At 59.9% G+C, this 18,477-nt stretch carries 18 protein-coding genes, 1 pseudogene and 1 other annotated feature; of the genes and pseudogenes, 10 read left to right on the forward strand and 9 right to left on the reverse strand.

What is annotated here, in order from left to right; translation table 11 throughout:
* Window positions 1–5: 5 nt before the first annotated feature.
* The 5 genes from rluB to rnm form a co-directional block, all read right to left on the reverse strand.
* Window positions 6–911: a 23S rRNA pseudouridine(2605) synthase RluB gene (rluB, locus tag HWW83_RS08630; RefSeq protein ID WP_033643266.1), complete on the reverse strand. Its 906-nt coding sequence runs from the start codon at window positions 909–911 to the stop codon at window positions 6–8.
* A gap of 159 nt (window positions 912–1,070) precedes the next feature.
* On the reverse strand, window positions 1,071–1,868 hold the full coding sequence (locus HWW83_RS08635; RefSeq protein WP_033643267.1) for an alpha/beta fold hydrolase: 798 nt from the start codon (window positions 1,866–1,868) through the stop codon (window positions 1,071–1,073).
* 148 nt (window positions 1,869–2,016) lie between these two features.
* Window positions 2,017–2,376 carry a Rap1a/Tai family immunity protein gene (locus tag HWW83_RS08640; RefSeq protein ID WP_016927523.1) on the reverse strand — a complete coding sequence of 120 codons (360 nt, stop codon included), beginning with the start codon at window positions 2,374–2,376 and terminating at the stop codon, window positions 2,017–2,019.
* Between the two features lie 115 nt (window positions 2,377–2,491).
* On the reverse strand, window positions 2,492–3,112 hold the full coding sequence (locus HWW83_RS08645; RefSeq protein ID WP_033643268.1) for an L-threonylcarbamoyladenylate synthase: 621 nt from the start codon (window positions 3,110–3,112) through the stop codon (window positions 2,492–2,494).
* A 47-nt stretch (window positions 3,113–3,159) separates the two neighbouring features.
* On the reverse strand, window positions 3,160–4,041 hold the full coding sequence (gene rnm / locus HWW83_RS08650; RefSeq protein ID WP_033643269.1) for an RNase RNM: 882 nt from the start codon (window positions 4,039–4,041) through the stop codon (window positions 3,160–3,162).
* Between the two features lie 252 nt (window positions 4,042–4,293).
* Window positions 4,294–4,397, forward strand: a sequence feature (Trp leader region).
* 24 nt (window positions 4,398–4,421) lie between these two features.
* On the opposite strand from rnm, the gene HWW83_RS08655 reads away from it, so the two are divergent.
* From HWW83_RS08655 to HWW83_RS08685, 6 genes and pseudogenes are all read left to right on the forward strand, one after another.
* Window positions 4,422–5,984, forward strand: coding sequence for an anthranilate synthase component 1 (locus HWW83_RS08655; protein ID WP_033643270.1), 1,563 nt, complete (start codon window positions 4,422–4,424; stop codon window positions 5,982–5,984).
* Window positions 5,984–7,580: pseudogene (trpD, locus tag HWW83_RS25695) on the forward strand (bifunctional anthranilate synthase glutamate amidotransferase component TrpG/anthranilate phosphoribosyltransferase TrpD). The gene HWW83_RS08655 and the pseudogene trpD overlap by 1 nt, the downstream one beginning before the upstream one ends.
* Window positions 7,581–7,583: 3 nt before the next feature.
* Window positions 7,584–8,945, forward strand: a complete 1,362-nt coding sequence (gene trpCF / locus HWW83_RS08670; RefSeq protein ID WP_169539684.1) for a bifunctional indole-3-glycerol-phosphate synthase TrpC/phosphoribosylanthranilate isomerase TrpF — start codon at window positions 7,584–7,586, stop codon at window positions 8,943–8,945.
* Window positions 8,946–8,971: 26 nt separating this feature from the next.
* A complete protein-coding gene (gene trpB, locus HWW83_RS08675) occupies window positions 8,972–10,177 on the forward strand; it encodes a tryptophan synthase subunit beta (protein ID WP_170852993.1) in 1,206 nt (401 codons plus the stop codon).
* On the forward strand, window positions 10,177–10,983 hold the full coding sequence (trpA, locus tag HWW83_RS08680) for a tryptophan synthase subunit alpha (protein WP_047574957.1): 807 nt from the start codon (window positions 10,177–10,179) through the stop codon (window positions 10,981–10,983). Before trpB ends, trpA begins: the two co-directional genes overlap by 1 nt.
* Before the next feature lie 218 nt (window positions 10,984–11,201).
* Window positions 11,202–11,516 (forward strand): BON domain-containing protein, encoded by a 315-nt coding sequence (locus tag HWW83_RS08685; RefSeq protein ID WP_016927515.1) that lies wholly within the window; start codon window positions 11,202–11,204, stop codon window positions 11,514–11,516.
* Window positions 11,517–11,560: 44 nt separating this feature from the next.
* On the opposite strand, the gene ompW is transcribed toward HWW83_RS08685, so the two are convergent.
* Window positions 11,561–12,193, reverse strand: coding sequence for an outer membrane protein OmpW (ompW, locus tag HWW83_RS08690; RefSeq protein ID WP_019452715.1), 633 nt, complete (start codon window positions 12,191–12,193; stop codon window positions 11,561–11,563).
* Between the two features lie 286 nt (window positions 12,194–12,479).
* On the opposite strand from ompW, the gene HWW83_RS08695 reads away from it, so the two are divergent.
* Together HWW83_RS08695 and HWW83_RS08700 are read left to right on the forward strand one after the other, a co-directional pair.
* Window positions 12,480–12,920, forward strand: a complete 441-nt coding sequence (locus tag HWW83_RS08695; RefSeq protein WP_033643277.1) for a YkgJ family cysteine cluster protein — start codon at window positions 12,480–12,482, stop codon at window positions 12,918–12,920.
* 34 nt (window positions 12,921–12,954) lie between these two features.
* Window positions 12,955–13,707, forward strand: coding sequence for a YciC family protein (locus HWW83_RS08700; RefSeq protein ID WP_033643278.1), 753 nt, complete (start codon window positions 12,955–12,957; stop codon window positions 13,705–13,707).
* Window positions 13,708–13,757: 50 nt separating this feature from the next.
* Here the strand turns inward: HWW83_RS08700 and HWW83_RS08705 are convergent, their stop codons facing one another.
* A complete protein-coding gene (locus HWW83_RS08705; RefSeq protein ID WP_103101077.1) occupies window positions 13,758–15,461 on the reverse strand; it encodes a SulP family inorganic anion transporter in 1,704 nt (567 codons plus the stop codon).
* Window positions 15,462–15,682: 221 nt separating this feature from the next.
* Between HWW83_RS08705 and HWW83_RS08710 the strand changes: the two genes are divergently transcribed.
* Window positions 15,683–16,222: a septation protein A gene (locus HWW83_RS08710; RefSeq protein WP_033643280.1), complete on the forward strand. Its 540-nt coding sequence runs from the start codon at window positions 15,683–15,685 to the stop codon at window positions 16,220–16,222.
* Between the two features lie 76 nt (window positions 16,223–16,298).
* Complete coding sequence (gene yciA, locus HWW83_RS08715) at window positions 16,299–16,727, forward strand: acyl-CoA thioester hydrolase YciA (RefSeq protein WP_004932085.1); 429 nt, start codon at window positions 16,299–16,301, stop codon at window positions 16,725–16,727.
* Between the two features lie 70 nt (window positions 16,728–16,797).
* Here yciA and tonB read toward each other — a convergent pair whose 3' ends face one another.
* Window positions 16,798–17,541 carry a TonB system transport protein TonB gene (tonB, locus tag HWW83_RS08720; protein WP_033643281.1) on the reverse strand — a complete coding sequence of 248 codons (744 nt, stop codon included), beginning with the start codon at window positions 17,539–17,541 and terminating at the stop codon, window positions 16,798–16,800.
* A 235-nt stretch (window positions 17,542–17,776) separates the two neighbouring features.
* Window positions 17,777–18,430 carry an epoxyqueuosine reductase QueH gene (locus tag HWW83_RS08725; protein ID WP_033643282.1) on the reverse strand — a complete coding sequence of 218 codons (654 nt, stop codon included), beginning with the start codon at window positions 18,428–18,430 and terminating at the stop codon, window positions 17,777–17,779.
* Window positions 18,431–18,477: the final 47 nt, after the last annotated feature.

Consider the following 18,477-nt stretch of genomic DNA (forward strand, 5'->3'; position numbering starts at 1 on the left):
CGGGATTAGCTGCGTTTGCTCGGTTTGCCCGATTTACTCGGTTTGCTGCCCGGCGCACTGCGACGGCCGCTGCCGGCCACCTGCGAGTGACGCTTGACCGCGCGACGGATTTGGTTAGCCTTCACGCGGCGGCGCTCACGCTCCACCGGCATCTTGCTGACCGTTTCCGGTTTCAATTCAACCAGCTCGCGCAGGTAGTTGATCGCCGGCAGATCCAGCTCGGCCCAGCCGCCGCGCGGCAGGCCTTTCGGCAGATCGATATCGCCGTAGCGTACGCGGATCAGGCGACTCACCTGCACGCCCACCGCTTCCCACAGGCGACGCACTTCACGGTTGCGGCCTTCGGTCAGGGTCACGTTGTACCATTGGTTGAGGCCTTCACCGCCCTGGAAGCTGATGGTGCGGAACGCGGCCGGGCCGTCTTCCAGTTGCACGCCTTTGCTCAGCTGCTTCACTTTCGCATCGTCGACCTGGCCAAACACGCGTACCGCGTACTCGCGTTCCACTTCACGGCTTGGGTGCATCAGACGGTTGGCCAGTTCGCCATCGGTGGTGAACAGCAGCAGACCAGAAGTGTTGACGTCCAGTCGCCCTACCGCCACCCAGCGCGAACCGCGCAGCTTCGGCAAGCGATCGAACACCGTCGGGCGGCCTTCAGGATCGCTGCGGGTACACAGCTCACCTTCCGGTTTGTAGTAAGCCAGCACGCGGCAGACCACCTCTTCGGACTCTTTGATCGACAGGACATGACCATCCAGACGAATTTTCATCGCCGGGGTCACTTCAACGCGATCGCCCAGCTTGGCGACCTTGCCGTCGACGCTGACGCGCCCGGCTTCAATCATGGTTTCGATTTCACGACGCGAGCCGTGCCCGGCGCGCGCTAATACTTTCTGTAACTTTTCGCTCATTGAGCAACCTCTAATGTCGCCTTCACAGGCGTCGGGGGGATAACCGCCGCGGCCAATCGCCGCAACGGTAATAATACGTTTATCAAGATCGAACCGCGCATTATACAGGCTTTCTAAGGTGTTGAAACCCACTTTATCGGCGGTGCCCCCAAGCGGCGTTCACGGCGCCAAGAAGTCCTCCACCGCCCTCAGCACCGCGTCGGGCCGTTCCAGAATGCCGAGGTGAGTGCGGGCCTCTTCTAAACGCGCCACGGAGAAAAACGGCCGCTCGGCGGCAAATGCCTGCTGTTGCCGCAGATAGTCATCGCGGCGATCCAGCGAGTAAATATGCCGGCACGGCGGCGGCGCGCTCATTCCCGCCAGGCGTTGCAGCGGCGAGCCGAACTGCCGGTAGGCCTGTTCGATGGCCACGCCGGCGGCGCGCCAGAGCCGGTCATCTTCCTGCGCCATCTCGACCTCCAGATGGCATTTGACCCGATCGTGGCGGATGCCGCCCTGCCAGAAGTCGAACAAGGCGTCGCGCGCCGCCAGCCACTGCTGCGGCTGCTGCATGCGGCTCACCGCCGCAAAGAACGCTGGCTCCGGCTGCGTCATGATCCAATCGAGAAACACCATGCCCTGCACCTGCTGCGGCAACGCCTCGGCCAACGCCACCGCCAACCAACTGGCGTGCGCCACCGACAGGGTGATCACGTTGTCCAAACGCAGCGCCGTCAGCAATTGGCGCACATCCTCCAGCAAATCGTCCGCCGTCAGCGACATCTCCGCCGCTTTTGACGACAGGCCGTGGCCACGCCAATCGATGCTGATCGTCCGATAACCGTCGGCCGCCAGCGCGATGAACGGCTCAAACACGGTTTTCGGTTCGCACCAGCCGGGCAGCAACACCAACGTGAGCGGCCCTGAGCCGATATCCTGATAATCGAGCGTCATGTTGGCACTGTGAAATGCGGTCATATTACCTCCTGCGCGTCTCTCCCCGACCCGTTCGGGAATTACCGACGGGCTAAGGGTGACAGCGCAGCAGGTCATGATCTATTGAAGTTCGTGCGGAAAAGACCCGAGCGCACCTTATGAAAAAATGCGCACTTATTGGAATGGGAATTTAATGGCGCACGCAGGGATAGGCGGCGCTCAACGCCAGCATAATCACCGACGGTGCGGAATAATGCAGTTGCTCGGGATGTTCGTTCAAGTACTGCATTACCGCGTCGGCGGCTACGCCGATGCTCATTCCGGCCTCTGGGCAGATATTGCGATTGCCCTGCATGGAATAGGTATCGAATACGCCGGCGACGTATCCCATAAACATGCCGCCATTCAGCGCTTCGGCCACGGTGGCTTCACCGCTTTTATTTTTTACGTAACCGCCGGATTCCGCCAGCAAACCGCTGCCCGAATAAAAACCCGCATTCGCCATTGAGGAAAATAATAAGGCCGCTAAAAAAGAAACCTGTTTAATCATTGCTGCGCATCCTGCCCATTATCAATTCTGAAGTCTTCAAGAATAGCGGCTTTCACGCGAAATAGCGTCGCTTCAGCCGTTTTTCAGACAATGGGCAAGGTGGCAATATTTTACATCAGCGGAAAGGCGCCGCGTCGCCGGCGCCTTCGCGCACCACTTCCGGCGAGGATTCGGTCAGATCGATAACCGTGGTCGGCTGTTGGCCGAGGAAGCCGCCGTGGATCACCAGATCGACCACCTTGCCCAAATGATCGCTGATCTCTTCCGGATCGGACTCGGCGAAATCATTGCCCGGCAGCATCAGCGTGGTGGACATCATCGGTTCGTTCAACGCCTCCAACAGCGCCAGCGCGATCGGGTTCGACGGCACGCGCAGGCCGATGGTTTTGCGCTTTTCATTCATCAGGCGGCGCGGCACTTCTTTGGTCGCTTTCAGAATGAACGTGTAGTTGCCCGGCGTATTGTTTTTGATCAGACGGAACGCCGTATTATCGACGTGAGCATAGGTCGACAACTCGGACAGATCGCGGCACATCAGGGTAAAGTTGTGGTTGCCGTCCAGCTGACGGATGCGGCAAATGCGCTCCATCGCCGCCTTCTCTTCCAGCATGCAGCCCAGCGCATAGCCGGAATCGGTGGGATAGACGATCACCCCCCCTTTGCGCAGCACCTCTACCGCCTGGTTGATCAGGCGCGGCTGCGGGTTGTCCGGGTGAATATAAAAAAGCTGACTCATGACTTGCTCCTAAAATAATGCCCGCGCGCGTTGCCACGCGCGTAAAATCAGACCGCCTGGCCCGGCTGCGGCCAATCGCGCCACACCGGCTCGACGCCGCCCGGCAGCCACAGCTTGCGCCCCAGTTCGATCCACGAGCAAGGTTGATGGAAATCAGAGCCTTGCGAGGCCAACAGGCGGTAGTCTTGCGCGTATTTCGCCAGCTGAGTGCGCTCATGCGGCGCCTGCTGACACTGCGCCACTTCCATGGCGTCGCCGCCGTGTTCGGCGAAATGCGCCAGCAAGCGTTTCAGCCATTTCGCGGTCAAATCGTAACGGCCCGGGTGCGCCATCACCGCCTGGCCGCCCGATTGATGAATCGCATCAATGGCTTGTTCTATTGTACACCACTGCGGCGGTACATAGCCGGTTTTCCCCTTGGCCAGGTATTTCTTGAACACCTGAGCCATATTGTCCGCCACACCGATCTCCACCAGGTAACGGGCGAAATGGCCGCGGGTCACCGCGCCGGCTCCGGCCAGGCGCTGGGCGCCGGCATAGGCGTCGGGAATACGCGCCTTGCCCAGCCGCACGCCGATCTCCTGCGCCCGCCGGTTGCGGCGTTCGGTTTGTTCCGCCAACAGCGCCACCAGCGCCGGATGCGCGACGTCCATACCCAACCCAACAATATGGATTTCATGATTTTCCCACAGCGTCGAGATTTCCACTCCATTGACCAACCGCAACGGCAACACCTGCTCCGCGATGGCGGCGGCGGCCTCGGCCAGCCCGGCGGTCGTGTCGTGATCGGTGATCGCCAACACCCCCACGCGCATCTCTACCGCCCGCTGCACCAGCTGCGTCGGCGTCAGGTAGCCGTCGGAGGCGGTCGTATGGCTGTGGAGATCGTACAGGGTAAAAGCGGTGGATTGAGGGTTACTGTCTGTCAAAACGGCTATCCGGCAATGGCTTGGTTTTCTATCATACCTGCGATCGGCGGCCGGACGGAAATCTATTCTGCCCCGGTTGGGCGCGCGGGCGGGATGATGAACAGAATTCACGCTGACCGCTAAAACATTGTACAAAAAGGGGGTTGACTTTGCCCTCGCGAACCAGTTAACTAGTACACAAGTTCACGGCAGTGGCCGTGTCGGATGAGAGTTAACAAAGAGAGTCTGCAAATGAACACATACATTTCTCTTCACGGTTGGTGGCGTACCTCCCTCTTGCGGGCGGTGTAATCGCGCATAGCTGTCATCTGACAATGCAGATTTCCTGAGCCCGCACCTGATGCGGGCTTTTTTATGGACAGAATTCACTGGAACCACCGATGATGAACATCAAACCACAATTGACATTACTGAAGGCGCAGGCCAGTTACCGGGGCGATCCCACCACCCTTTTCCACCAGCTGTGCGGCGCCCGGCCGGCCACCCTGCTGCTGGAGTCGGCGGAAATCAACAGTAAACAGAATCTGCAGAGCCTGCTGGTGATCGACAGCGCGCTGCGCATCACCGCGCTGGGTCACACCGTCAGCGTGCAGGCGCTCACCGCCAATGGCGCGGCGCTGCTGCCGCTGCTGGACGAAGCGCTGCCGCCCGAGGTCAGCATTCAGGCGCGCCCAAACGGCCGCGAGCTGACCTTCCCGGCGATCGACGAGGTGCAGGACGAAGACGCGCGCCTGCGCTCCCTGTCGGTATTCGACGCGCTGCGCACGCTGCTGACCCTGGTCGACTCCCCGGCGGACGAGCGTGAAGCCGTGATGCTGGGCGGCCTGTTCGCCTACGATCTGGTCGCCGGTTTCGAAAACCTGCCGACGCTGCGCCAGGATCAACGTTGCCCGGACTTCTGCTTCTATCTGGCGGAAACCCTGCTGGTGCTGGATCATCAACGCGGTTCCGCCCGATTGCAGGCCAGCGTCTTCAGCGAGCAAGCGAGTGAAATACAACGCCTGCAGCAGCGTCTGGCGCAATTGCAGACCGAATTGAAACAAACCCCGCAGCCAATCCCGCACCAAAAGCTGGAAAACATGCAGCTGAGCTGCAACCAGAGCGACGAAGAGTACGGCGCGGTGGTCAGCGGGCTGCAGGAAGCGATCCGTCACGGCGAGATTTTCCAGGTGGTGCCGTCGCGCCGCTTCTCCCTGCCGTGCCCGGCGCCGCTGGCGGCCTACCAGACGTTAAAAGACAACAACCCCAGCCCGTACATGTTCTTCATGCAAGATGACGAGTTCACCCTGTTCGGCGCTTCGCCGGAGAGCGCGCTGAAATACGACGCGGGCAATCGCCAGATCGAAATCTACCCGATCGCCGGCACCCGCCCGCGCGGCCGCCGAGCCGATGGTTCACTGGATCTGGATCTCGACAGCCGCATCGAGCTGGAAATGCGCACCGACCACAAAGAGCTGGCCGAGCACCTGATGCTGGTCGATCTGGCGCGCAACGATCTGGCGCGCATCTGCCAGGCCGGCAGCCGCTACGTGGCCGACCTGACCAAAGTGGATCGCTATTCGTTCGTCATGCACCTGGTTTCCCGCGTGGTGGGCACCCTGCGCGCCGATCTCGACGTGCTGCATGCCTACCAGGCCTGCATGAATATGGGCACCCTGAGCGGCGCGCCCAAAGTGCGGGCGATGCAGCTGATCGCCGCCTCCGAAGGCACGCGCCGCGGCAGCTACGGCGGCGCGGTAGGCTACTTTACCGCCACCGGCGATCTGGATACCTGCATCGTCATTCGCTCAGCCTACGTCGAAGACGGCATCGCCACCGTGCAGGCCGGCGCCGGCGTCGTGCTGGACTCCATCCCGCAGGCGGAAGCCGACGAAACCCGTAATAAAGCCCGTGCCGTGCTGCGCGCCATCGCCACTGCGCACCATGCCAAGGAGGTGTTCTGATGGCCGATATCCTGCTGCTCGACAACGTCGACTCCTTTACCTACAACCTGGTCGATCAGCTGCGCGCCAGCGGCCACCAGGTGGTGATTTACCGTAACCAGATCGCCGCCGAGGTGATCATCGAGCGTCTGGCGCAGATGGAACAGCCGGTGCTGATGCTGTCGCCGGGCCCCGGCGCCCCTTCCGAAGCGGGCTGCATGCCGGAACTGCTGCAACGCCTGCGCGGCCGGCTGCCGATCATCGGCATCTGCCTCGGCCACCAGGCGATCGTCGAAGCCTATGGCGGCCAGGTCGGCCAGGCGGGGGAAATCCTGCACGGCAAAGCCTCGGCGATCGTTCACGACGGTGAAGGCATGTTCGCCGGCATGGCCAACCCGCTGCCGGTGGCGCGTTACCACTCGCTGGTCGGCAGCAACATCCCGGCCGATCTGACCGTCAACGCCCGGTTCGGCGAGATGGTGATGGCGGTACGCGACGATCGCCGCCGCGTATGCGGCTTCCAGTTCCACCCGGAATCGATTCTGACCACCCATGGCGCGCGCCTGCTTGAGCAGACCCTGGCCTGGGCGCTGGCGAAGTCATAAAAGGAACACGACGATGCAACCTATCCTTGAGAAACTGTACCGCGCTGAATCGATGAGCCAGCAGGAAAGCCAACAGCTGTTCAGCGCCATCGTGCGCGGCGAACTGGAGCCGAGCCAACTGGCGGCGGCGTTGATCAGCATGAAAGTCCGCGGCGAGCGCCCGGAAGAGATCGCCGGCGCAGCCAAAGCGCTGCTGGAAGATGCTCAACCGTTCCCGCGCCCTGACTATCTGTTTGCCGATATCGTCGGCACCGGCGGCGACGGCACCAACAGCATCAATATTTCCACCGCCAGCGCCTTTGTGGCGGCGGCGTGCGGCGCGAAAATCGCCAAACACGGCAACCGCAGCGTCTCCAGCCGCTCCGGCTCTTCGGATCTGTTGGCGGCATTCGGCATCCGCTTGGATCTGCCGGCGGAAGAGGCGCGCAAGGCGTTGGACGATCTTGGCGTGTGCTTCCTGTTTGCGCCGCAGTACCACACCGGCTTCCGTCACGCCATGCCGGTACGCCAGCAGTTGAAGACCCGCACGCTGTTCAACGTGCTGGGCCCGCTGATCAACCCGGCGCGTCCGCCGCTGGCGCTGATCGGCGTTTACAGCCCGGAACTGGTGCTGCCGATCGCCGAAACCCTGCGCGTGTTGGGCTATCAGCGCGCGGCGGTGGTTCACGGCGGCGGCATGGACGAGGTGGCGATCCACGCCCCGACGCACGTGGCGGAATTGAACAACGGCGAAATCTGCAGTTATCAGCTTACCCCGCAGTCCTTCGGATTGGAAACCTATCCGCTGGAGGCCTTGCTGGGCGGCACGCCGGAAGAAAACCGTGACATTTTGGCGCGGCTGTTACAAGGTAAAGGCGAGCCGGCGCACGCTGCGGCGGTCGCGGCCAACGTCGCGTTGCTTCTGAAGTTATTCGGACATGAAGACCTGCGCCAAAATGCGCGGCAGGCACTGGATATGATCAACAGCGGGCAGGCCTATGAGCGTGTCATCGCACTGGCGGCAAGAGGATAAATGATGCAGGAAACCGTGCTACACAAGATTGTCCGCGACAAAGCGCAATGGATCGCGGCGCGACAACAGCAACAGCCCCTGGCCGGCTTTCAGAATGACATCGTACCGAGCGAACGCAGCTTCTACCACGCGCTGCAGGGCACCCGTACGGCTTTCATTCTCGAATGCAAGAAGGCCTCGCCTTCCAAGGGGCTGATTCGCGAGAACTTTGATCCGGTGGAGATCGCCACGGTCTATAAAGATTTCGCCTCGGCGATCTCGGTGCTGACCGACGAGAAATACTTCCAGGGCAGCTTTGATTTCCTGCCGCTGGTGAGCAAAACCGTCAGCCAACCGGTGTTGTGCAAAGACTTTATCATCGACCCGTATCAGATTTACCTGGCGCGCTACTATCAGGCCGACGCTATCCTGCTGATGCTGTCGGTGTTGACCGACGAACAGTACCGCCAGCTGGCGGCGGTGGCCCACAGCCTCAATATGGGCGTGCTGACCGAAGTGATCAGTGAAGAAGAGCTGCAGCGGGCGATCGCGCTGGAAGCCCGCGTGGTCGGCATCAATAACCGCGATCTGCGCGATCTGAGCATCGATCTGGACCGCACCCGGCAGTTGGCGCCGCGCGTGCCGCATGGGGTGACGGTGATCAGCGAGTCGGGCATCAACAATTACGGGCAGATCCGCGAGCTCAGCCACTACGCCAACGGTTTCCTGATCGGCAGCGCGCTGATGTCGGAACCCGATCTGCGCGCCGCCGTGCGCCGTGTGATCCTGGGCGACAATAAAGTGTGCGGCCTGACTCGCCCACAGGACGCCGCCGCCGCGTATCAGGCCGGCGCCATCTACGGCGGATTGATTTTCGTCGGCCGCTCGCCGCGCTATGTGGATATCGTCCGCGCCCGCGAAGTCATTTCCGGCGCGCCGCTGAAGTACGTCGGCGTCTTCTGCGACGCCCAGCTTGATACCGTGGCGCTGACCGTAGAGCGCCTCGGTCTGCAGGCGGTGCAACTGCACGGCGCGGAGGACCAGGCCTATATCAGCGCCCTGCGCGCCCGCTTGCCGGCCGATTGCCGCATCTGGAAAGCGCTGAGCGTGAAAGAACAGGTGCCGGCGCGCGATCTGCAGCATGTCGATCGCTATCTGCTGGACAACGGCGCAGGCGGCACCGGCCAACGCTTCGACTGGTCGGTATTGCAAGGCGAAGATCTGACCAACGTTATGCTGGCGGGCGGTCTGCGCGCCGACAACTGCGTCGAAGCGGCCAAGCTCGGCTGCGCCGGGCTGGACTTCAATTCCGGCGTGGAAAGCGAACCGGGCATCAAGGATCCCGCGCGCCTGGCCTCGGTCTTCCAAACCCTGCGCGCTTACTGAATACGGCTCTACATTAATAACGGATAATGACGGGAACTCTCATGACGCTGCTTAACCCCTACTTCGGCGAATTTGGTGGTCAATACGTGCCGCAAATTCTGATGCCGGCCCTGAAACAACTCGAAGAAGCCTTTGTCAGCGCTCAGCGCGATCCGGCGTTTCAGGCGGAATTCATCGATCTGTTGAAGAACTACGCGGGCCGCCCTACGGCGCTGACGCTGTGCAAAAATCTCACCGCCGGCAGCAACACCAAGCTCTATCTGAAGCGGGAAGATCTGCTGCACGGCGGCGCGCACAAGACCAACCAGGTGCTGGGCCAGGCCCTGCTGGCCAAGCGCATGGGCAAAACCGAGATCATCGCGGAAACCGGCGCCGGCCAACACGGCGTCGCTTCGGCGCTGGCCTGCGCGCTGCTCGGCCTGAAATGCCGTATCTATATGGGCGCCAAAGACGTTGAGCGCCAGTCGCCGAACGTGTTCCGCATGCGGCTGATGGGCGCGGAAGTGATCCCGGTGCACAGCGGCTCCGCCACCCTGAAAGACGCCTGCAACGAAGCGTTGCGCGACTGGTCCGGCAGCTATGAAACCGCGCACTATATGCTCGGCACCGCGGCCGGCCCGCACCCGTACCCCACCATCGTGCGTGAATTCCAGCGCATGATTGGCGAAGAGACCAAAGCGCAGGTGCTGGAGCGCGAAGGCCGCCTGCCGGATGCGGTCATCGCCTGCGTCGGCGGCGGCTCCAACGCCATCGGCATGTTCGCCGATTTTATCGATGACGCCGACGTTGGGCTGATCGGCGTGGAACCCGCCGGTCTGGGCATCGAAACCGGTCAACACGGCGCGCCGCTCAAGCATGGCCATGTCGGCATCTATTTCGGCATGAAGGCGCCGATGATGCAGACCGCCGAAGGCCAGATTGAAGAATCCTATTCAATCTCCGCCGGGCTGGACTTCCCGTCCGTCGGGCCGCAGCACGCCTACCTGAACAGCACCGGTCGCGCCGAATACGTGTCGATCACCGACGACGAAGCGCTGGAGGCGTTCAAAGCGCTGTCGCGCCATGAAGGCATCATCCCGGCGCTGGAATCCTCACACGCCCTGGCGCACGCGCTGAAAATGATCCGTGAAACGCCGCAAAAAGAGCAAATCCTGGTGGTCAACCTGTCCGGCCGCGGCGACAAAGACATATTTACCGTTCACGACATTTTGAAAGCACGGGGAGAAATCTGATGGAACGTTATCAGCAACTGTTCACGCGTCTGGAAAGCAGCAAGGAAGGCGCCTTCGTCCCGTTCGTGACGCTGGGCGATCCTAATCCGGCGCTGTCGCTGCAGATTATCGACACCCTGATCGAAGCCGGCGCGGACGCGCTGGAGCTGGGTATCCCCTTCTCCGACCCGTTGGCGGATGGCCCAACCATCCAGAGCGCGACGCTGCGTGCCTTCGCCGCCGGCGTTACGCCGACCCAGTGTTTCGAGCTGCTGGCGGCCATTCGTCAGAAGCACCCGACCATTCCCATCGGCCTGCTGATGTACGCCAATTTGGTGTTCCATAAAGGCATCGATGCTTTTTACCAACGCTGTGCGGAAGTGGGCGTGGATTCGGTGTTGGTCGCCGACGTGCCGTTTGAAGAATCGGCGCCGTTCCGCGCCGCGGCCGTGCGCCACGGTATCGCGCCCATCTTCATTTGCCCGCCGAACGCCGATGACGATCTGCTGCGTGAAATCGCGTCGCACGGTCGCGGCTACACCTACCTGCTGTCGCGTTCCGGCGTCACCGGCACCGAAAGCCGGGCGCAGTTGCCGCTGCATCACCTGGTGAACAAGCTGCGCGAGTATCACGCCGCGCCGCCGCTGCAGGGCTTCGGCATCTCCGAGCCCGAGCAGGTGAAGGCTGCGCTGCAGGCCGGCGCCGCCGGCGCCATCTCCGGATCGGCAATCGTCAAAATCATCGAACGGCACCATGCCAACCCGGCGGAAATGCTGACCAAGCTGGCGGCCTTCGTCAGCGCGATGAAGCACGCGACCCGCGCGTGATCCCCTTCGGCGAGCGCCTTGCCGGCGCTCGCCTTAACAGCTTGTTTCCCCTCAAAGTTTGTTCTATTTATTTACAGCAAAAATTTGAACAAACCCGCGTCTTGTCTCACAATAAACATTGTTCGCTATGCATTTCTTCGTTTGATTTGGGGAATGCGCTCGCTGCGGCGAAAAAACCGCATCGAATTTCAACCATAACATTGCATGGAGAGTAATTTATGAAGCTGTTTAAAACCCTTTCGGCCTTGTGCATGGCAGCCGTTGTGGCGGTCGCGGTGAGCGCTTGCGCACCGACGGCGAAATCAGAGGGAACAGGCGGTTATATCGATGACACCGTGGTCACCACCAAAGTGAAATCGGCGCTGCTGGCGGATAAAAACATCAAGTCGCGCGAAATCAGCGTGGAAACCTTTAAAGGACGCGTGCAGTTGAGCGGCTTCGTGACGTCAAGCGATGACGCCAACCGTGCGGTGCAGGTCACACGCGGCGTGGCCGGCGTGAAATCTGTTGAGAACGTCATGCAGGTTAAATAATACCGACACAGGGAGGCGCAATGCCTCCCTGTTTGCGGCCTTCATCAGAAGCGATAACCCGCCCCAAACATAAACACCCACGGATCCAATCGCGTATCGAAGCTGTGGTGCCCACCGTTCGCGTCGTTGAAACGCGTTTTGGTTTCGATGTTCATCCACCACACCGACATGTTCAGCATCCAGTGCTCATCCAGGTTGTAATCCAGACCGGCCTGTGCCGCCACGCCCCAGGAGTCTTTCAGATCGAGGTTGCTCAACCCGGCGCTTTTGCCGTAGTCGTTGAACTTCTCGTCGAAGAAAGTGGTGTAGTTAACGCCGACGCCCAGATAAGGACGCAGTTTGTCCTGCTTGTCGCCGAAGTAGTATTGCGCCATCAGCGTAGGCGGCAGTTGATGAACGGTCGCCAGATCGGTGCCGCCCAAGGTAACCTTGTGGCGGAACGGTGTCGCGGCCAACAACTCAACGCCGATGTTGTCCGTCACCATATAACCGAAGGTCAAACCGAGCTGGGTATTGTTTTTCGCATCCAGCGATCCCAAACCCAATACGTTGTCCGAGCCCGCATTTGGACGCACCGTCGCGGTGCCCGCACGGAACAGGAAATCACCGGCCTGATGCGCACTTGCCAACATAGGCGCCATCATCGTCGCCAATACCACCAGAGTTGTCTTTTTCATTATCCATTCCATTTGTGTGGTTAATCTCTCGAGGGGGAATATACCTACTTTCGGGTATTTGTGATCCCATCGAGATCACATCTTATGTGTAAAATTTTAAAATCCCACCAAAAACAAGGTTACCTAACCGCTTAATAAATCAAGGATTGATCTGCATCAAAAAAACGATTTTGTTGCAAATTATCTACATGTTCAAATTTCAGTTGCGGAAAAAAATACGGCTGAGGTAATTTCATCTTCCGTGTTGGTTTTGGTTGGTGCCGTGAGGAGTCGGCGGGCAATCAAGATGAGCGAAATCCTTAATCCCTGTGTCAGCTGCGGCGCATGCTGCGGTTATTTTCGAGTGTCATTCTATTGGGCCGAAGCCGAAGACGGCGGCGGCACCGTTCCCCTTTCCCTGACGGAGCCTCTGACCCCGTTCCTGCGCTGCATGCAGGGGACCAACAGCAAGTCTCCGCGCTGCACCGCGCTGGACGGCGAGATTGGCAAAGCCGTGTCGTGCTCGATTTATCTTAATCGGCCAAGCCCGTGCAGAGAGTTCGATCAGTCCGGTGAAAACGGCCTGCGCAACGAAGCCTGCGATCGCGCTCGCGAACGCTACGGCCTGCCCCCCTTGCCGGTGCCCTTGCCGCTGTCGTTGCCTGAGACGACGATCGTTGAAGAAATAGACGTAGTGCAATTCGCGGGGTGCCACAGCGGCGTGGAACAGGGTACAATCACCCACTGATTTATCTCTGTTTTCTCGACGCCAAGGAGTCTGCATGCCTATCACGGCCAACGCTTTGTACCGTGACAGTTTTAACTTTTTACGCAATCAACTGGCCAGCATCCTGATGCTGGCGCTGTTGACGGCGTTTATCTCGGTGCTGCTGAACCAAGCTTTCAGCCCCGATGCCGAACAGTTGGCGACGCTGGCCGCCTCCACCAGCGATTTTGCGTCGTCGACCGGCATGGGCATTCAGGACGTGATCCAGCAGATGACGCCGGAACAGCAGATGGTGTTGTTGAAAGTGTCGGCCGCCGCCACGTTCTCCGCGCTGGTCGGCAACGTGCTGCTGGTCGGTGGGATGCTGACGTTGATCCGTCTGGTGTCTCAGGGGCAACGCACCAGCGCCCTGCGCGCGCTCGGCGCCTCGGCGCCCGATCTGCCGCGCCTGCTGCTGCTGCTGTTTATCTGCACCTTGCTGATCCAGCTCGGCCTGACGCTGTTCGTGGTGCCGGGCGTGATCATGGCTATCGCCTTCGCGTTGGCGCCAGTGATCGCCTCCGTCGACAAGAAAGGCGTCTTCGCTTCGCTCAAGCTGAGCAGCAAATTGGCCTTCGCCAATGCGCGCGTGATTGTGCCGGCGATGATGCTGTGGTTGGCGGCCAAGCTGCTGGTGCTGTTTTTAGTGAGCCATCTGTCAGTGCTGACGCCGAACGTGGCCAGCGTCGTGCTGACCGCGTTAAGCAACCTGGTCTCCGCCCTGCTGCTGATCTATCTGTTCCGTTTGTATATGCTGCTGCGCGGCTGACGCCGGCGCAACAAATGCCCAGGGGCACGCTTCGGCGCGCCCCTTTTTGTTTACCCCACCGCGGCGGCTTCCGCCTGTTCCTTACTCTGAATCAGCTTCAGCGCCAGATAGAGATCCGGCACCAAAATCAGCTCCTTGTCCCGCCCCAACCGATTGATGCGGAACCAGCGCGTCAGTTCAGTGCGGCGCCCGGCCAGCACCAGTTTGACGTTACGCTGCAACAGATCGCGTTTCAGTTCGTCGATGGCCGCCAGCACGCTGATATCGGCATGGGTAAAGCTGGCCACCGCGTCCACCACCACCCAGCGCGGCTGGAATGGCGTACTGTCGACCAAATTGAGAATGCGGCGTTTGAAGTAGGCCACGTTGAAGTAGGTCAGCGGCGAATTGAAGCGATACATCATGACGCCGGGCACCGCCTTCACCCCATTGTTGTTGCCCATGGAATGGATCATGCCTTCATCGTTAACGCCCAGCAGCTGTTCCGTCGGCCGAAAGACGGTGTGCAGAAACTGCATCAGCCCCAGCAACACCGCCAGCCCGATGCCGCTGATCACCCCGACCAACAAGACGCTGAGGAAGGTAAATATCGCCAGGCGAAAAGCCTGCGCGTTGCGGCGGCGCAAGATCCAGATGCCGCGAAAATCCAGCAGCGACCAGGCCGCATACATCAGCACCACGCCCAATCCCGCCACCGGAATAAACTGCAGCGGCGCCATCAGGAACAGCAAGACGAAAGCGATCACCGCGGCGGCGATGATCGACACGAGCTGGCTCTTGCCGCCGTTGGCGTCATTCACCGCGGTGCGCGAATCCGCCCCGCTGATGGCGAAGCCTTGCGACAATGCGGAGACGATATTCACCATCCCCAGCGCGCGAAACTCAGCGTCAGCGTTGACCTCATAGCCGTTTTTGGCCGCGAAACTGCGGGCGGTCAGCATCATGCTGACAAAGCTCACGACCGCCAGGTTGAGCGCCGGGATCACCATGTCGCGCAGCAGCCCGGGCTGAAAGTCCGGCCACTGGACGATCGGCAACACGCCGCTGAAACCGCCCACCGTCACCACGCCATACTGCTGCAATCCGCCCGCCCAGGTGACGAACGCCGCCACCACGATGGCGAACAGCGGCGCCGGCCAGTTAGGCCGCCATTTTTTAAATCCGAGCAGCGTCACCAGCGTCAACAAGGACACCGCCATCGTCAGCCAGTCGCTGTGCAACAGGTTGGCCGGCAGCGCGTAGATGCGCTCGATCAGCTGCGCCGGGCGCACCGTGAACCCCAACACCTTGCCGATCTGATCGACGATGATGGTCAGCGCCACGCCGTTCAGCAGCCCGCTGAGGATCGGCCGCGACAGCAGATCCGCCAGCGCCCCCAGCTTGAACCGGCTGGCCAACAGGCACCAGCCGCCCATCATCGCGGTCATCATGATGGTCAACTGCCAATGGCGTTCCATATTGCCCGCCGCCAGCGGCGTCACCACCGCGGCGATCACCGCACAGGTGGCGGCATCGGGCCCGACGATCAGCTGGCGTGACGAACCGAACAGCGCATAGGCCACCATCGGCAAGATACAGGAATAAAGCCCCACCACCGGGCTAACCCCGGCCAGTTCGGCATAGGCGATGGCCACCGGCAAGGCGACGGCGGCGACGGAAAGACCGGCGCGCATATCCGGTTTGAGCCAACTGCGTTGATAGCCCAATAAATGCGTCAAACCAGGCGTCAGGGCCTGGAGAGATTTCCACTGCATGCTGTTTTCCGCGGTAAATTATCTGGTTATTATGGCACTTACTATGCGATCTGCGGCCAGCGCTGGCAATGCGCCCGTACTTTCTTGCGTAAGTTTATGCAAATTCCTGCTTTCGCGGCAGAAATCCGCCGGCCAAACGCCGATAATCGGCAGCGCCCGGCGGTACACAGAACTCGCCGAATCCGGTATAGTCGGCCGATGAACAGATGATGGATTGATTTATGAAGCAGTTTCTTGATTTCCTCCCGTTAATTGTCTTTTTCGCTTTTTACAAGCTGTACGACATTTACGTCGCTTCCGGCGCATTGATCGTCGCCACCGCGCTGGCGCTGGTGTTCACCTGGGTGAAATACCGCAAGGTCGAGAAGATGACGCTGATCACCTTCCTGATGGTGCTGGTGTTCGGCACCCTGACGCTGGTGTTCCACAACGATTTATTCATCAAGTGGAAAGTGACGGTGATTTACGCGCTGTTCGCGCTGGCGCTGCTGATCAGCCAGTGGGTGCTCAAAAAGCCGCTGGTTCAGCGCATGCTGGGCAAAGAGCTGACGCTGCCGGACAAAGTGTGGAGCAATCTCAACCTGGCCTGGGCGCTCTTCTTCCTGGCCTGCGGCCTGGCGAACATCTATGTCGCCTTCTGGCTGCCGCAAAGCGTCTGGGTCAATTTCAAAGTCTTTGGCCTGACGGTGCTGACGCTGGTATTCACCCTGCTCAGCGGCATCTATATTTACCGGCACATGCCGGCAGAACAGAAAAAATAGTTACAAATTTGTTAATGCCTGCGGCGCTTGCCGCGGGCAGTATGATGTGATTCCCTCCTTTTAAAAGCAGACTGCTATGACACAACAACGACCTTTACCCAGCGGCGAGCTGGTGCTGCGCACGCTGGCGATGCCGGCCGATACCAATGCCAACGGCGATATTTTCGGCGGCTGGCTGATGTCGCAAATGGACATCGGCGGCGCCATCCAGGCAAAAGAGATCGCCGAGGGGCGCGTAGTGACGGTACGCGTAGACGGCATGACCTTCCTGAAACCGGTGGCGGTAGGCGACGTGGTTTGCTGCTATGCGCACTGCATCCGCACCGGGCGCAGCTCGATCACCATCAATATCGAAGTGTGGGTAAAGAAAGTCTCCTCCGCCCCAATCGGCCAACGCTACCGGGCGACCGAAGCGGTGTTCACCTACGTGGCGGTCGATGCGGAAGGCAACTCGCGCGCGCTGCCTGAGGGTAAAATGAATTTCCGCGTCGGCTTCGAAGAGTAAGCCTGCGGCTGCGCCGCAAATGCAAAAAGGGTCGCCGAGGCGACCCTTTTTTTCTTGGCGCAAACCGAAATCAGTTCATTTCGGTGGTGCCGTTCAGCTTGAAACGAATATTGACGATAAGATCCTTCGCTTCTTTGGCTTGATACCGCCATTTGCGCAGCGCCTGTTTCACTTCTCGCTCGAACATGTTGCGCGGCTCAGCCGACAAGATGCGCACGTTGGTCACGCGGCCATCGCTGTCAACATCGAACTGCACCCGCACGTTGCCTTCGATCTGCAAGGCTCTGGCGCGCGGCGGATAAATCGGTTCCGCACGGCTGATCGGTTTTGGCCCGACCTCGCGCGAGTTGCCCTGTACCGGCGCGGCGGGCGCTTGTTTCACCGGCGCTTTATCGATCGGTTTGGCCGGCGAGTCGTTATTGAACGGCGAAGGCTCGCGCGGCTCGACCTTCTTCGGCTCCGGTTTCACCGGTTTTTCTACCTTCGGCTTTGGCTTGGGCTTCGGTTTCGGCTTGACCGGCTCCGGTTTCACAATCGCCTTCGGCGGCGGCTCCACAATAGGTTCTGGTTCAGGTTCCGGCTCAGGTTCCACCTGCGGCGGCTCCGGTTCTGCCGGAGCAGGCGGCGGCGGTTCAGCCATCGCGGCGGTGTTGACCATCATGACGCTGATCGGCGCCTCTTCAGGCTTTGGCAGCTCAACCACTTCTTTTACCGAAGCGTAAAGCAGTCCCGCCACCAGGGCGCTGTGCAGGCCTACGGACAAGACGAAAGGCACGGATATACGGCGATTAAGGAACATCTTTTTTAGCGGCATAATGATTCTGTTTCCTCTGGTTCGCCAAGTTTAAATGCAAATAGCAATCATATTCAATAACGAAAGGCAAACTATCGCTTTAATCGTCAGTCTCCGCGGCGAAAACCAGCAAACTCATAAGGATATTAACCTGAACGTTGCTTTTTTACCGCCGAATCAACACGCTTCGTTAACGTTCAGACGGCGCTAAAAAATAAAAAACCCGCCGTAGCGGGTGGATTGCGGTAATTAAGCGTTATTCTTCATCACCATAGTAGAGCACGCCCAGTTTGATCAGCGGCCGCCCTTGCGCTTTGCGGTGCAGGTTGGTGTCGCGCAGCGAATAGACGCAGCCGCAGTATTCCTGCTGATAGAAGCGTTCGCGCTTGCTGATCTCTATCATGCGGGCCGCGCCGCCCTTCTTGCGCCAGTTGTAATCCCAATACACCAGATCGGGATACTTTTCCGCCGCCCGAATGCCGCAGTCGGTAATCTGCTGCATGTTCTTCCAGCGCGAGATGCCGAGCGAGCTGGAGATGGTGTCGTAACCGTGCTCATGCGCATACAGCGCCGTGCGCTCAAAACGCATGTCGAAGCACATGGTGCAGCGAATGCCGCGCTCCGGCTCATGTTCCATGCCCTTGGCGCGTTCGAACCAGTTGTCGGTGTCATAATCGGCATCGATGATCGGCACCCCGTGCTTTTCGGCGAAACGGATGTTCTCTTCCTTACGCAGCAAATACTCTTTTTGCGGGTGAATGTTGGGGTTATAGAAGAAAATAGCGTACTCGATGCCGGACGCCTGGATCGCTTCCATCACCTCGCCGGAACAGGGCGCACAGCAAGAATGCAGCAGCAGTTTGCTTTTGCCCGCAGGCAAATCGAGTTTTTCCCTTACCAGTTCCGTCATGTCCTCACCTCAATGGCATATCTGTTTAAGCGCGCCGCACTATACGA

It is taken from the genome of Serratia ureilytica (assembly GCF_013375155.1).
GTDB classification, from domain to species: domain Bacteria; phylum Pseudomonadota; class Gammaproteobacteria; order Enterobacterales; family Enterobacteriaceae; genus Serratia; species Serratia ureilytica.

What these genes read in the sequence shown, in the direction of transcription:
- rluB (WP_033643266.1), bottom strand. Translation starts at nt 911, where the DNA reads ATGAGCGAAAAGTTACAGAAAGTATTAGCGCGCGCCGGGCACGGCTCG.
- HWW83_RS08635 (WP_033643267.1), bottom strand. Translation starts at nt 1,868, where the DNA reads ATGACCGCATTTCACAGTGCCAACATGACGCTCGATTATCAGGATATC.
- HWW83_RS08640 (WP_016927523.1), bottom strand. Translation starts at nt 2,376, where the DNA reads ATGATTAAACAGGTTTCTTTTTTAGCGGCCTTATTATTTTCCTCAATG.
- HWW83_RS08645 (WP_033643268.1), bottom strand. Translation starts at nt 3,112, where the DNA reads ATGAGTCAGCTTTTTTATATTCACCCGGACAACCCGCAGCCGCGCCTG.
- HWW83_RS08655 (WP_033643270.1), top strand. Translation starts at nt 4,422, where the DNA reads ATGATGAACATCAAACCACAATTGACATTACTGAAGGCGCAGGCCAGT.
- trpCF (WP_169539684.1), top strand. Translation starts at nt 7,584, where the DNA reads ATGCAGGAAACCGTGCTACACAAGATTGTCCGCGACAAAGCGCAATGG.
- trpB (WP_170852993.1), top strand. Translation starts at nt 8,972, where the DNA reads ATGACGGGAACTCTCATGACGCTGCTTAACCCCTACTTCGGCGAATTT.
- trpA (WP_047574957.1), top strand. Translation starts at nt 10,177, where the DNA reads ATGGAACGTTATCAGCAACTGTTCACGCGTCTGGAAAGCAGCAAGGAA.
- HWW83_RS08685 (WP_016927515.1), top strand. Translation starts at nt 11,202, where the DNA reads ATGAAGCTGTTTAAAACCCTTTCGGCCTTGTGCATGGCAGCCGTTGTG.
- ompW (WP_019452715.1), bottom strand. Translation starts at nt 12,193, where the DNA reads ATGAAAAAGACAACTCTGGTGGTATTGGCGACGATGATGGCGCCTATG.
- HWW83_RS08695 (WP_033643277.1), top strand. Translation starts at nt 12,480, where the DNA reads ATGAGCGAAATCCTTAATCCCTGTGTCAGCTGCGGCGCATGCTGCGGT.
- HWW83_RS08700 (WP_033643278.1), top strand. Translation starts at nt 12,955, where the DNA reads ATGCCTATCACGGCCAACGCTTTGTACCGTGACAGTTTTAACTTTTTA.
- HWW83_RS08705 (WP_103101077.1), bottom strand. Translation starts at nt 15,461, where the DNA reads ATGCAGTGGAAATCTCTCCAGGCCCTGACGCCTGGTTTGACGCATTTA.
- HWW83_RS08710 (WP_033643280.1), top strand. Translation starts at nt 15,683, where the DNA reads ATGAAGCAGTTTCTTGATTTCCTCCCGTTAATTGTCTTTTTCGCTTTT.
- yciA (WP_004932085.1), top strand. Translation starts at nt 16,299, where the DNA reads ATGACACAACAACGACCTTTACCCAGCGGCGAGCTGGTGCTGCGCACG.
- tonB (WP_033643281.1), bottom strand. Translation starts at nt 17,541, where the DNA reads ATGCCGCTAAAAAAGATGTTCCTTAATCGCCGTATATCCGTGCCTTTC.
- HWW83_RS08725 (WP_033643282.1), bottom strand. Translation starts at nt 18,430, where the DNA reads ATGACGGAACTGGTAAGGGAAAAACTCGATTTGCCTGCGGGCAAAAGC.